Source organism: Actinomadura parmotrematis, assembly GCF_019458805.1.
Classification (GTDB): Bacteria; Actinomycetota; Actinomycetes; order Streptosporangiales; family Streptosporangiaceae; genus Spirillospora; species Spirillospora parmotrematis.
Map to the genome: position 1 here is coordinate 119,589 of NZ_JAIBOA010000004.1, position 12,063 is coordinate 131,651.

Below are 12,063 nucleotides of genomic sequence, written 5' to 3' on the forward strand. Positions count from 1 at the left end.
GTGATGGGCGGGCATCCGAGGATGGTGTCAGGCGGTCATCCGCTGGCGGGTGAGGACGGCGGTGGCCCAGGGCTTCGCGGTGCCGGATTTGATGTAACGGGCGTCGAGCCTGCCGTCCTTGCGGCGCTTGACGGTGAGGTTGCCGCGGTCGCAGCCGGAGACGTTCTTGAAGAACGTGCCGATGTTCAGGGCGCCGGCGCGGAAGGAGACCGGGACGGCGGTCCCCAGGCAGGTCCCGTCGTCGTAGGAGACCTTCCCGTTGGTGCGGCCGGGGCGGAGGGTGAGCAGGACCTCCCACGTGCCATCGCGGTCGTCCTTGGCCTTGCCCCTCCAGCTTCCGGTGAGGGCGGCGGGGACGGTGGCCTTGGGATCGGGCGGGGACGACCGGACGGCGATGACGGCGATGGCCGCGGCGAACCCGGCGACGGTGAGGAACACGCAGAGGAGGATGACGCCTCCCGGGCCGCGCTGCCGGCGCCGGAGCGGAGGCCGGGGCGGGGGAGGCGGCGGCGCCCACGTCCGCGGGGGCGGCGGTGTGGGCGGGGGACGGGAAGGGGGAGGGGGCTGCGGCGGTGGACGGTGGCCGGTCGCGGCGGCTGCCCAGGGGTCGGCGGTGGGGGTGCCCGGGGCCGCGTCGGACCAGGGGTCGTCGACGGGCTCCTCTTCGGCGGCGGGCGGTTCCGGCGGTTCGGGCGGCTTCAGAGACGCGTCGTAGGCGGCGCGGTCGCCGGTGAGCGCGTCGCGGGCGTCGTTGAGCAGGCGCGTCCGCGCCCCGGCGGCGTCGCGGGCGGATCCCTCCGGGAACAGGTCGGGATGGTTCTCCTTGATCAGGAGGCGGTGCGCCCGCCGGATCTCGTCGGCGGACGCGTCCGGCGCGACGCCGAGGACGGCGTAGGCGGTCTCGCCGTCCGGGCCGGTGAACCGCGGGGGCAAGGTCAGCGGCCGATCCGGCGGGCCACCGCCGCGCGGTAGCAGGTCAGCGACCAGTGCGCGGTCGCGTCGTCGTGGCCGGCGGGGACGATCTTGGTGCCGGTGGCGACGGTGACGTCCCGCGTCCCGGCCAGGTAGAGCATGAACATCGACAGCCGGTGCGCGTGCCCCTGGTAGTACCAGTCGCAGCGCAGCACCTTCGCGCCGGGCAGGAAGGGTGTCTGGAGCAGCTCCTGCGCGCGCGGCGGCAGGTTGCCGAGGACGCCGCGGGCCGGGGCGGTGAGGCCGATGTCGGCGCGGCCGGAGGCGCCGGGGCCGGACGACGGGGCCGCGGTGGACGCTGGACCCCGGGCCATGACGGGCGGCGGGCGGTGGTCGATCGGGACGTGCCGCAGCGAGCCGGGCTCGAACAGGAACGCCGACACCGCGTACACGGGCCGGTGCTCGGTGTTCAGGCGCGGCTCGGCGATGGACAGGCCGCGGTCGCCGAACAGGACGGCGTAGGGGCGGCCGTCGCCGCTGGAGGGATCGCCGGTCGCGTACCAGTCGATCAGGGCGCCCGCGTGGTCCTGGAGGCGCTCGCGGGTGCGCGGGCCGATCATGTCCCAGCAGGCGTCGCGCAGCGGTTCGCCCGTGCTGAGGCCCATCTCGCCCGCCGCGTGGACGGGCGCGGGGCCGGGCGCGCCCGCCGGCGGGCGGGCGACGCCGCCGCCGCGGCGCGGGACGGGGCTGCCCGCGCCGGAGGAGGGGAGCAGGGGGTACGACGGATCCACGCGCTGGCCTCCTGACCGGGACCTGACCGAGGAGTGATCAGTCTAGGAGGACGCACCCCGCTCCGGCGACAGAAAACCCTTACCGGACAGGCGTCCGGCGCGCCTCCGGGCCGAGCGGGAGGCGCGCCGGACGGGCGCTCACATGGTGAAGCGGAGGGTGGCGCCGGTGCCCTGGGTGCGGTCGCCGTGGTCGAGCAGCTCGGTGAAGCGGGCGTCGCTCATGGCGGCGGCGCGGAGCAGCAGGGCGCTCGCCGGAGCCTGGAAGGCGCCGGCCACGTCCAGGCCGGACGGGTCGGTGGCCAGCAGCATCGGGTCGTCCGGCGAGGCCCACAGCTCCGGCTCGCCCGCGCGGTCGGCGCCGAGGTAGAGCGCCTCGACCTGGCCGTCGCGCAGGGCGCGGACGACGGCGGGGACGCCCTCGACGGCGGTGTCCTGCGGGACGCGGGCGCCGTACTCGGCGAGCGCCTCGTCATGGCTGGCGATCATCGCCTCCTCCAGCGCGCGGTCCAGGGACGCGCGCAGGGTGCGCTGGTCCTCGTTGTCGGAGCGGCCGCCGGCGATCTCCACGACGGGCGGGTCGGCCTTCTTCAGGTGCTCCTTCATGAGGCCGATGGCGCGCTCGTCGCCGCCGACGAAGATGACGGCCGCGCCGACCTCGGCGGCGGTCGCGGTCACCTCCTTGGCGACCTGGCCGGCGTTCTCGTTCCACTGGTTCTCGGCGCGGCGGTGGTAGTGCCGCTGCGACGGGCCGCCGCCGCGGACCTTCTGGATGTGCAGGGTGCTGCCGTTGTAGCTGCGCTCGGTCGCGGGGTCCTGCTCGGCGGCCTCGTAGCCGTCGATGTCGGCGCCCTCGCGGTCGATGGCGACGACGACGTAGGGGAGCTGGTGGTCGCGGTCGACGACCAGGTCGAGCGGGTCGGCGACGGGCAGCCAGGCGGCGGAGTCGGCCGCCGGCGGGCGGGCCATCGTGTGGACCGCGAGGACGCGGCCGCCCGCCGCGAAGATCGCCTCGCCCTGCGCGCCGCCGACGCCGCGGGCGCCGCCGACGACGTCCGCGATCGCGTCCAGGGTGGCGTCGTCGGCGCCCTGCTCGGCGAGCCGGTCGCGGAGCGCGCGCCAGCGCAGCTCGATCAGCTTGTCGGCGTCCTCGGTGTCGCGGGTGGTGTCCAGGTGGATCGAGGCCACCGGGCCGGGCACGGCGTACAGCGGCCGCAGGAAGTTCAGGTCCATGATCGACGGGACATGCCTGCCCCGTTCACCCCCCTCTGTTGGTGGACGCGCTCCCTGGAGTTCTCGACCGATGCGCGGGGATCAATCGGGCATGTCGAGAATCTGAGCCGGGCTTGGCCGAGACTTGGCCCGCCCGCCGGCCCGCCCGGCTAGCGGGCGGCGAGGGCGGCGTCGACGGCGGCCGGGGCGAGGATGCGGTCCAGGACCATCGCGGCGCAGCCGAGCAGGCCCGCGGTGTCGCCGAGGCGGCTCGGCTCGATGCGCAGCTCGCGGGTGGCGAGCGCGGTCGAGCGCCGGTAGACGACCTCGCGGACGCCCGCGACGAGCGGTTCGGCCGCGGCGGCGAGGTCGCCGCCGAGCACCACCACGGCGGGGTTCAGCAGGTTGACGGCGGTCGCGACGACCTCGCCGATGCGGCGGCCCGCCTCGCGGACGAGCGCGACGGTGGCGGGGTCGCCCGCGCGGGCGAGCGCGGCGAGCTCGGCGAGCGTGGCGGCGGGGGAGCGGGCGAGCAGTGCCGCGCCGCCGGCGACGGCCTCGACGCAGCCGGTGCTGCCGCACCAGCAGGGCGCGTCGTCGGCGCCGGGCACCGGGACGTGGCCGAGCTCGCCGGCCGCGCCGAGGGCGCCGCGCTGGATCCGCCCGCCCATGATCAGCCCGGCGCCGATGCCGGTGGAGGCCTTGACGTAGAGCAGCTCGCGGTCGCGGTGCCCGGCGTGGTGCTCGCCGAGCGCGGCGGCGTTCACGTCGTTGTCCAGGTGGCCGGGGACGCCGAGGCGGGCGCGGACCGGGCCGTCGTCGAACCCGGCCGGGTCGGCGATGCCGGGGACGGCGAGGCCCGCGCCGCGCACGCCCTTCGGGTCGAGGCCGGCCGCGCCGAGCAGCGCCTCCCACTGGCCGAGGACGTGCGGCAGCGCGGTCTCGGCCGGGGTGCCGGCGGGCAGGTCGGCGTCGGTGCGGGCGAGCACGGTGCCGGCGAGGTCGCAGGCGGCGAGCTGGCCGCGCGACTGGCCGAGGTTGGCGACGAGGACGGTGCCGCCGGCGGCGTCGAAGGCGAGCCGGGCGGGCGGGCGGCCGCCGGTGGACGGGCCGTCCGCGCACTCGGTGACGAGGCCGTGCGCGGCGAGCTCGGCGACGCGGGCGGCGACGGCGGGCCGGGACAGGCCGGTGCGGCGGCCGAGCTCGGCGCGGGTGTCGACGCCGTCCTCGCGGATGAGGCGGAGCACGTCCCCGCTGGTGGAGGGGCGACGGGACATCCCGCCAGTCAAGCACGCCCCGGTTGGGCACGTCGAGCGGCCCAAGTCCGGCACTTAGGTAAAAAATGCTGCCGAAGTAGGTTGTCCAGAATGCCCATGTCGGAGTAGGTTTCCGGTTCGTCGTCCCCTCGCCGCCCCCTGGGAGCGCCCGACCATGACCCATCCCGTCCTCGCCCGGGTGACCGAGCGGATCGCCGCGCGCAGCGCGCCCCGCCGCGCCGCCTACCTGCGGCGGATCGCCGGCGCCCGGACGGCCGGCCCGGCCCGCGGCGGCCTCGGCTGCGCCAACCTCGCGCACGGGTTCGCCGCCTGCGGCCCGCTGGAGAAGCTCCAGCTGCGCGGCGACGTGACGCCCAACATCGCGATCGTGTCGGCCTACAACGACATGCTGTCGGCGCACCAGCCGCTGAAGGACTACCCCGACCGGCTGAAGGCGGCGATCGCGGCGGCGGGCGGCACCGCCCAGTTCGCCGGCGGCGTCCCGGCGATGTGCGACGGGATCACCCAGGGCCGCGCGGGCATGGAGCTGTCGCTGTTCAGCCGGGACGTGGTCGCGATGGCGACCGCCGTCGCGCTGTCGCACGACATGTTCGACGGGGCGCTGCTCCTCGGCGTCTGCGACAAGATCGTCCCCGGGCTGGTGATCGGCGCGCTGGCGTTCGGGCACCTGCCGGCGATCCTGGTCCCGGCCGGGCCGATGGCGTCCGGGCTGCCGAACGGCGAGAAGGCCAGGGTCCGCAAGCGGTTCGCGGCCGGGGAGATCGGCCGCGCCGAGCTGCTGGAGGCCGAGGCCGCGTCCTACCACTCGCCGGGGACCTGCACCTTCTACGGGACGGCCAACTCCAACCAGCTCCTCATGGAGGTCATGGGCCTGCACCTGCCGGGCGCGAGCTTCGTCCCGCCGGGCACGCCGCTCCGCGACGCGCTGACCGACGCCGCGGGCCGCCGCGTCCTGGAGATCACCGACCTCGGCGGCGCCTACACCCCGGTCGGCGAGCTGCTGGACGAGCGGGCGTTCGCCAACGCCGTCGTCGCGCTGCTCGCCACCGGCGGCTCCACCAACCACACGCTGCACCTGGTCGCCATGGCCGAGGCCGCCGGGCTGGAGCTGACCTGGGACGACTTCGACGAGCTGTCGCGCGCCACGCCGCTGCTCACCCGCCTGTACCCGAACGGCAGCGCGGACGTGAACCACTTCCACGCCGCGGGCGGCACCGCGTTCCTCATCGGCGAGCTGATCGACGCCGGGCTGCTGCACGCCGACGCCCGCACGGTCGGCGGCGCCACCCTCGCCGACTACCGCGCGGCCCCGTCCCTGGACGGCGGCGACCTGGTCTGGCGGCCCGCGCTCGCCGAGTCCGGCGACCGCGCCGTGCTGCGCCCGGTCCGCGAGCCGTTCGACGAGCACGGCGGCCTGCACACCGTGGACGGCAACCTCGGCCGCGCCGTCGTCAAGGTGTCGGCGGTCGACCCGGGCCACCGGCTGATCGAGGCGCCCGCGCGGGTCTTCGACTCCCAGGAGGCGCTCCAGGAGGCGTTCGCGGCGGGCGAGCTGGACCGCGACGTCGTCGCCGTCGTCCGCTTCCAGGGCCCGCGCGCCAACGGGATGCCCGAGCTGCACCGGCTGACGCCGCCGCTCGGGGTGCTCCAGGACCGCGGCCACCGCGTCGCGCTCGTCACCGACGGCCGCATGTCGGGGGCGTCGGGCGCGGTGCCCGCCGCCATCCACGTGTCGCCCGAGGCCGCGGCGGGCGGCCCGCTCGCCCGCGTCCGCGACGGCGACGTGATCCGGCTGGACGCCGACAAGGGCCTGCTGGAGGTGCTGGTGCCCGACCTGGACGCCCGGGAGCCCGACGGGGGCGCGCCCGGCGACACGTTCGGCACCGGCCGCGAGCTGTTCCGCGCCTTCCGCCGCGTCGTCGGCCCGGCCGAGCAGGGCGCGGGGGTCTTCTCGTGAGCCCGATAGCTCCCCTGCTGGTCGCGGACGTGGGCGGGACGAACGCGCGGTTCGCGCTCGTCGAGGACGGCGAGATCGGGCGCGCGGCGTCGCTGCGGACGCGCGCGTTCCCCGGCCTCGCCGAGGCGGCCGAGGCGTACCTGTCCGAGCACGCCGCCGGCCGGCGGCCCCGCGCCGCCTGCCTGGCCGTCGCCGGGCCGGTCGGCGGGGGCACGTTCCGGCTGACCAACGCGGGCTGGGGCACCCTCCGCACCGAGGACGTGCGCCGCCGCCTCGGCCTGGACCGCCTGGACATCCTCAACGACTTCGAGGCGCTCGCGCTCGCCCTGCCCGAGCTGGACGGCGACGACCTCGTCCCGATCGGCGGGACGGCGGTGCCGTCGGGGGACGGCACCCGCGCCGTCCTCGGCCCCGGCACCGGCCTCGGCGTCGCGGGCCTCGTCCGGGCGGGCGGCGGGTGGCTACCGCTGCCGACCGAGGGCGGGCAGGTGGACGTCGCGGTCCGCACCGACCGCGAGGTGGAGGTCATGCGGCTGCTGCGCGCCGAGCTCGGCACCGCGACCGCCGAGAACCTGCTGTCGGGCGCCGGCCTCACCCGCATCCACCGGATGCTCGGGCTGCTGGACGGCACGCCCGCGCCGCCGCTGGAACCCGGCGACATCTGCGCCCGCGCCGACGACCCGCTCTGCGCCGAGACGCTCGCGGTGTTCTGCGCGCTGCTCGGCGCGCACGCCGGGAACGTCGCGATGACGCTCGGCGCGCGCGGCGGCGTCTACCTCGGCGGCGGCATCCTGCCCCGCATCACCGGTGTCTTGCAGGACAGCGAGTTCCGCGCCCGGTTCGAGGAGCGGCCGCCCATCGAGGAGTACATGCGGGCGATCCCGACCGCGCTGATCGTCCACCCCGGCCCCGCGCTCGTCGGTGCCGCCGCCCGGCTCGCGCAGAGCCCGACCGACCTGGAGACCGTGTGAACGCCGCCGACGTGATGGCCCTCGCGCCCGTCGTGCCCGTCGTGGTGCTGGACGACGCGGAGGCGGCCGTGCCGCTCGCCGCCGCGCTCGTCGCGGGCGGGCTGCCCGCCATCGAGGTGACGCTGCGGACCCCCGCCGCGCTGGAGGCGATCCGCCGGATCGCCGGCGAGGTGCCCGGCGCCGTCGTCGGCGCCGGCACGGTCGTGCGGGCCGAGGACGCCGAGCTGTCGCTGAAGGCGGGCGCCCGGTTCCTGGTCAGCCCCGGCTGCACGCCGGCGCTGCGCGCCGCGATGGCCGGCACCGGGCTGCCGTTCCTGCCGGGGGTGAGCAGCGCGTCCGAGGCGATGGCGCTGCTGGAGCAGGGCGTCGCCGAGATGAAGTTCTTCCCGGCCGAGGCGGCGGGCGGCGCCCCGTTCCTGAAGGCGCTCGGCGGGCCGCTGCCGCAGGTGCGGTTCTGCCCGACCGGCGGCGTCACGCCGGGCAACGCCGCGTCCTACCTGGCGCTGCCGAACGTCGGCTGCGTCGGCGGGACCTGGCTCACCCCGAAGGACGCGGTCGCGGCGGGCGACTGGAAGCGCGTCGAGGAACTGGCACGTCAGGCGGCGTCGCTGGGCTGATGTCAGGTCCCGGGCCGCCGCCTCGTCTCCCCGTACGACGACCGAGGGAGGCCCGGAATGAACATCCCGACCGCGCAGGACCTGGCTGCTGAGAAGACCGTCGCGCTCACCACCTACCGCTCCTGCACCGCGCCGAGCGGTGCACGACGCTGTACTACGAGCTGACGCTCGACCGGTGACGGCGGCCGTCGCGCCGCCGCCACCGGCCGGGCTCAGCGCGGCGCGCGGTCGCCCCGCCGCCCGGTGAGGACGAGCGCCGCCCGGACCGTCCACACCGCGAGGCCGACGATCAGCACGGCCAGGAGGGCCGCGCCGATGTGGGCGGTGACGGCGAGTCCGACGAACAGCGCGATCATCAGCGGGAAGGCGGGAAAGAACCCGTGCCGGCGATGGTGGTGGCGCATCTGGTGGCGCAGGTGCCGCCGCATGTGGCGGTCGTAATGCTGCCAGGCCGGGTGCGTCCCCGGCCCGGGGAACAGCGGGTTCGGGCCGAAGAGCGCGCCCGCCGGCGCCGGCTCGGGCTCGGGGAGCCCGGTCGGCGCCGGCAGGTCGCGCACGACGGCCGCGAGGTCGCGGCGGGTCTTGGCGGCGAGGACCGCGTCCAGCCGCTCGTCCAGCTCGGCCTGGTCGAGGCGGCCCTGGGCGAAGTGGTCGTGCAGCGCGGTCGCGACCGCGTCGCGCTCGGCGTCGCCGATGCGCAGGTCGTCCTGGCTGGCCATGTCCGCTACTCCTCGTCGGCCGGAGCGTCGGGCTCGTCGTCGGCGAGCAGCCGGTACAGGCCGCGGCGCGCGTCCGCGAGGATGCGGGTGGCCTGCTCGACGTGCGCGGCCGACCCCGAGTGGACGATCTGCATGACGGCGGCGCCGGTCTGCGCGGCCTGCTTGAACAGCTCGGGGACGCCCTCGCCGTACTCGGGCGTCATCGCCGCCCACGGCTCGGTGACCTCGCCCGGGTTGGCCTCGACGTAGGCGCGGCCCTCGTCGGTGAGGCGGAAGGTGCGGCGGCCCGCGCCGTCCTCGCCGATGATGAGGCCCTCGTCGGCGAGCTGCTGGAGCGCCGGGTAGACGGCGCCGGGGCTCGGCCGCCAGCCGCCGCCGCTGCGCTCCTCGACGTCCTGGATGATCTGGTAGCCGTTCCGGGGGCCCTCGGCGAGCAGCGCGAGGACGGCCGCCCGCACGTTGCCCTTGCGCGCCTTCGGGCCGCGGCCGCCGGGGCCGAAGGGGCCGCGCCGCCGCCCCGCCCACGGCGGGCCGAACGGTCCGGGACCGAAGGGGCCGAAGCCGGGGTCGAAGGGGCCGGGACCGAACCCGCGGCCGGAGAACCCGCCCTGCGCCCAGGGCTCGCCCCAGCGCTCGCCACGTGAACCGTGCATGTTCTTCACCGCCTTCTGAGAGATCTCTATGAGCTCTCGCGATACGACAACGATATATCGAAGACGTTCGGGAGGGCCACCGGGTTCCCCGGCCGCGTCCGGCCACCCGCCGGGCCGGTGCCGGATCGGCGGGCGTCATGCATGACCTCCAGTGATTTGCCCAGGAAGGGGGTGATATGTGGGCGTTCTCCTGGTGTCCTGAGGGGAAGGCGAAAGGAAGACCGATGGACGCCAGAGCACGCCTCGCCGCCGCGCTGTCGCTCGCCCTCCCCCTCGGCGCGCTCGCGGCCTGCGGGACCACCACCCAGCAGGCGACACCCGCCGCCAAGACCATGACCGTCACCACGACCGCCAGGGCGAAACCGGCCCCCACCGTCACCAAGACGAAGGTCAGGACGCACGTCCGCACGCGCGTCGTCACCGAGGAGGCCGATCCGAACGCCGGCTCGGCGAGCACCTTCGAGGACGACTACGAGAGCGCCGGCATCACCGCCCCGATCGGGTGGGCGACCGACACCGCCGCCGAGGTCTGCGCCGACTGGCAGACGGGCGAGGGCACCGGCACCACCGACGCGCTGCTGCTGGACGGCGGCATCTACGCCAACCACCTGCGGACGTTCAGCGACATCATCGAAATCTGGTTCTGTCCCGGCGACCAGCCCTGATCCCGCGCCGGGACGGCAGGTCCGTTTTGTGCCACGCGGCGGCCGGGGCGAGGATCGAGAGATGAGCATGTCGATCGAGCGGGCCCGCCGCGAGTTCAGCGCCGAGGTCGCCTACCTCAACACCGCCTCCTACGGGCTGCCGCCGCGCGGGGTGCGCGAGGCCGTCCTCGCCTACGAGCGCGAGCGCGCCGCCGGGCGGTTCTCCCCGCCGGACGCGGACCCGTCCGTGGCCGCCGCCCGCGCCGCCTTCGGCCGGCTCATCGGCGTCCCCGCCTCCCGGGTCGCGATCGGCGGGCAGGCGTCCTACTTCGTCGGGCTGGTCGCCGCGTCGCTGCCGGACGGCGCGTCGGTGCTGGTCGCCGACGGCGACTTCACCTCGGTGCTGTTCCCCTTCGCCGCCCGTCCCGGCCTGCGGGTGCGGTCGGTGCCGCTGGAGCGGCTCGCCGAGTCGGTGGACGCCGGCACCGACGTCGTCGCCGTCTCGGCCGTGCAGTCGGCGGACGGCCGGATCGCGCCGCTGGACGACCTCGCGGACGCGGCCGCCGCGCGCGGCGCCCGGCTGCTGCTGGACGTCACGCAGGCGGCGGGCTGGCTGCCGCTGGACGGGGTGCGGGCCGACTGGCTCGTCTGCGCGGGCTACAAGTGGCTGCTCGGCCCGCGCGGCACCGCGTTCCTCGCCGGGACCGGGGAGGCGCTCGCCGCGCTGCCCGCCGTCGGCGCGGGCTGGTACGCGGGCGCGGACGTCTGGGACTCGATCTACGGGCTGCCGCTCCGCCTCGCCCGCGACGCGCGCCGCCTGGACCTCGCGCCGTCCTGGCAGGCGTGGATCGGGCAGGTGCCGGGCCTGGAGCTGATCGAGGCGGTCGGCGTCCCGGCGATCCGGAAGAGCAACGTGGGGCTGGCGAACCGGTTCCGCGCCGGGCTGGGGCTGCCGGCCGGGGACTCGGCGATCGTGTCGGTCCCGGTGGCCGCCGGGACGGCCGAGCGGCTGCGCGCGGCGGGCGTCGCGGCGGCGGTGCGGGCCGGGCGGCTGCGCTGCGCGTTCCACGTCTCGACCGGCGAGGCCGACGTGGACCGCGCCGTGGAGCTGCTGGCGGGTGCCGTCCTCCCGGAGGCGGGCCTCCTCCGGGAGGACGGCGGCGATCAGAAGACGCTCACGCCGTAGACGCTGAGCGGCTCCACGACCGGCTGGAAGAACGTCGTGCCGCCCGAGGAGCAGTCGCCGCTGCCGCCCGAGGTGAGGCCGAGGGCGGTGGTGCCGGAGTACAGCGAGCCGCCGCTGTCGCCGGGCTCGGCGCACACGGTCGTCTGGATGAGCCCGGACACCGTGCCCTCGGAGTAGCGGACGGTCGTGTTGAGGGCGGTGACGCGTCCGCTGTGCACGCCCGTGGTGCTGCCGCTGCGGTAGACGGTCTGGCCGACCGCCGGGGTCCCGGCCGAGGTGATGTCCTGGGTGCCGCTGCCCCACAGGTACACGCCGCCGGTCTTGGTGATGCTGGTGTTGGTGTAGCGGACGATGCCGTAGTCGTTGCCGGGGAAGCTGGTCCCGGTGCGGGTGCCGAGCACGGTCGTGCCGCTGGAGTTGGCGTACCACGTCGCGCCGATGTTGGTGCAGTGGCCGGCGGTCAGGAAGTAGTACGTGCTGCCGCTCCGCACGTTGAAGCCGAGCGAGCAGCGCGCGCCGCTGACGTAGATCGCCTGGCCGCCCGCGATGAGGGGCTTGAAGGCGCCCTTGGACGCGACGAGCCGCACCGCCGAGCCCTGCGCGGCGGCGACCTTCCGCACCGCCTTCAGCTTGGCGCCGGTGACGGTGCTGTCGTAGGAGAGGACGACCTGGTCGCTCGCCGGGTCGACGGCCCAGGCGGTGCCGGCGGCCTTCACGCCGCGGTCGATGGCCTTGGTGACCTCGGCGAGGTCGGCGCCGCTGCGGGCGACGGTGCGGGCGACGGCGCCGGCGTCGGTGACCTCGCGGGCGGTCCGGGCGTCGGACACGTTCACCACGAGCCGGCCGCCCGCGACGTAGGAGCCCGCGCTGCGGGTGCCGAGCTGCTTGGCCAGCTTGGCGGAGAGGACGGCGGGGTCGGGGGCGGACGGGGCCGCGGGGGCGGCCGTGGCGGGGGTGGCGGCGGCGGTCAGGGCGGCCGCCGCGATGGCGGCGGACGCGCCGATGACAGTGGCGGGGTGGATGGGTCGCATCCTCACTGTGCCTCCTGGGAGCCAGGGCGCACCCGGTTGGTGCGCCCCGAGTACCAGGAATCGTGCGAAATGACACGAAAGCTCACAAGTAGTCAA

12 protein-coding genes are annotated in these 12,063 nt (G+C 76.2%); 5 read left to right on the plus strand and 7 right to left on the minus strand.

From position 1 onward, the window contains the following. Positions 1–27 precede the first annotated feature (27 nt). The 4 genes from K1Y72_RS36035 to K1Y72_RS07925 form a co-directional block, all read right to left on the minus strand. Positions 28–933, minus strand: coding sequence for a J domain-containing protein (locus K1Y72_RS36035; RefSeq protein WP_258572098.1), 906 nt, complete (start codon positions 931–933; stop codon positions 28–30). Positions 934–935: 2 nt separating this feature from the next. After that, complete coding sequence (locus K1Y72_RS07915) at positions 936–1,703, minus strand: hypothetical protein (RefSeq protein WP_258572099.1); 768 nt, start codon at positions 1,701–1,703, stop codon at positions 936–938. A gap of 138 nt (positions 1,704–1,841) precedes the next feature. Continuing rightward, positions 1,842–2,933, minus strand: coding sequence for a baeRF2 domain-containing protein (locus K1Y72_RS07920; protein ID WP_220164721.1), 1,092 nt, complete (start codon positions 2,931–2,933; stop codon positions 1,842–1,844). Between the two features lie 149 nt (positions 2,934–3,082). Then, positions 3,083–4,189 carry an ROK family transcriptional regulator gene (locus tag K1Y72_RS07925; RefSeq protein WP_220164723.1) on the minus strand — a complete coding sequence of 369 codons (1,107 nt, stop codon included), beginning with the start codon at positions 4,187–4,189 and terminating at the stop codon, positions 3,083–3,085. A gap of 154 nt (positions 4,190–4,343) precedes the next feature. Between K1Y72_RS07925 and edd the strand changes: the two genes are divergently transcribed. The 3 genes from edd to eda are packed head-to-tail and all read left to right on the plus strand — an operon-like array spanning position 4,344 to position 7,734. Continuing rightward, positions 4,344–6,146, plus strand: coding sequence for a phosphogluconate dehydratase (gene edd / locus K1Y72_RS07930; RefSeq protein ID WP_220164725.1), 1,803 nt, complete (start codon positions 4,344–4,346; stop codon positions 6,144–6,146). Further along, complete coding sequence (glk, locus tag K1Y72_RS07935; protein WP_220164727.1) at positions 6,143–7,117, plus strand: glucokinase; 975 nt, start codon at positions 6,143–6,145, stop codon at positions 7,115–7,117. The genes edd and glk overlap by 4 nt, the downstream gene beginning before the upstream one ends. 14 nt (positions 7,118–7,131) lie before the next feature. Further along, a complete protein-coding gene (gene eda / locus K1Y72_RS07940; protein ID WP_220165137.1) occupies positions 7,132–7,734 on the plus strand; it encodes a bifunctional 4-hydroxy-2-oxoglutarate aldolase/2-dehydro-3-deoxy-phosphogluconate aldolase in 603 nt (200 codons plus the stop codon). Between the two features lie 212 nt (positions 7,735–7,946). Here eda and K1Y72_RS07945 read toward each other — a convergent pair whose 3' ends face one another. Further along, entirely contained in the window at positions 7,947–8,453 is a 507-nt protein-coding gene (locus K1Y72_RS07945; RefSeq protein WP_220164729.1) for a DUF1707 SHOCT-like domain-containing protein, read from the minus strand. A 5-nt stretch (positions 8,454–8,458) separates the two neighbouring features. Continuing rightward, on the minus strand, positions 8,459–9,106 hold the full coding sequence (locus K1Y72_RS07950; protein WP_220164731.1) for a PadR family transcriptional regulator: 648 nt from the start codon (positions 9,104–9,106) through the stop codon (positions 8,459–8,461). Positions 9,107–9,330: 224 nt separating this feature from the next. On the opposite strand from K1Y72_RS07950, the gene K1Y72_RS07955 reads away from it, so the two are divergent. Both K1Y72_RS07955 and K1Y72_RS07960 read left to right on the plus strand, forming a co-directional pair. Beyond that, positions 9,331–9,771, plus strand: coding sequence for a hypothetical protein (locus K1Y72_RS07955; protein WP_220164732.1), 441 nt, complete (start codon positions 9,331–9,333; stop codon positions 9,769–9,771). A gap of 61 nt (positions 9,772–9,832) precedes the next feature. Beyond that, positions 9,833–10,936, plus strand: a complete 1,104-nt coding sequence (locus tag K1Y72_RS07960) for an aminotransferase class V-fold PLP-dependent enzyme (RefSeq protein ID WP_220164733.1) — start codon at positions 9,833–9,835, stop codon at positions 10,934–10,936. Here K1Y72_RS07960 and K1Y72_RS07965 read toward each other — a convergent pair. After that, positions 10,915–11,967, minus strand: a complete 1,053-nt coding sequence (locus tag K1Y72_RS07965) for a S1 family peptidase (protein WP_220165139.1) — start codon at positions 11,965–11,967, stop codon at positions 10,915–10,917. The two genes, K1Y72_RS07960 and K1Y72_RS07965, sit on opposite strands and share 22 nt — an antisense overlap. Positions 11,968–12,063 lie beyond the last annotated feature (96 nt).

Coding starts and splice junctions, on each gene's coding strand:
- K1Y72_RS07920 (WP_220164721.1), bottom strand. CDS start 2,933: ATGGACCTGAACTTCCTGCGGCCGCTGTACGCCGTGCCCGGCCCGGTG.
- K1Y72_RS07925 (WP_220164723.1), bottom strand. CDS start 4,189: ATGTCCCGTCGCCCCTCCACCAGCGGGGACGTGCTCCGCCTCATCCGC.
- edd (WP_220164725.1), top strand. CDS start 4,344: ATGACCCATCCCGTCCTCGCCCGGGTGACCGAGCGGATCGCCGCGCGC.
- eda (WP_220165137.1), top strand. CDS start 7,132: ATGGCCCTCGCGCCCGTCGTGCCCGTCGTGGTGCTGGACGACGCGGAG.
- K1Y72_RS07945 (WP_220164729.1), bottom strand. CDS start 8,453: ATGGCCAGCCAGGACGACCTGCGCATCGGCGACGCCGAGCGCGACGCG.
- K1Y72_RS07950 (WP_220164731.1), bottom strand. CDS start 9,106: ATGCACGGTTCACGTGGCGAGCGCTGGGGCGAGCCCTGGGCGCAGGGC.
- K1Y72_RS07955 (WP_220164732.1), top strand. CDS start 9,331: ATGGACGCCAGAGCACGCCTCGCCGCCGCGCTGTCGCTCGCCCTCCCC.
- K1Y72_RS07960 (WP_220164733.1), top strand. CDS start 9,833: ATGAGCATGTCGATCGAGCGGGCCCGCCGCGAGTTCAGCGCCGAGGTC.
- K1Y72_RS07965 (WP_220165139.1), bottom strand. CDS start 11,967: ATGCGACCCATCCACCCCGCCACTGTCATCGGCGCGTCCGCCGCCATC.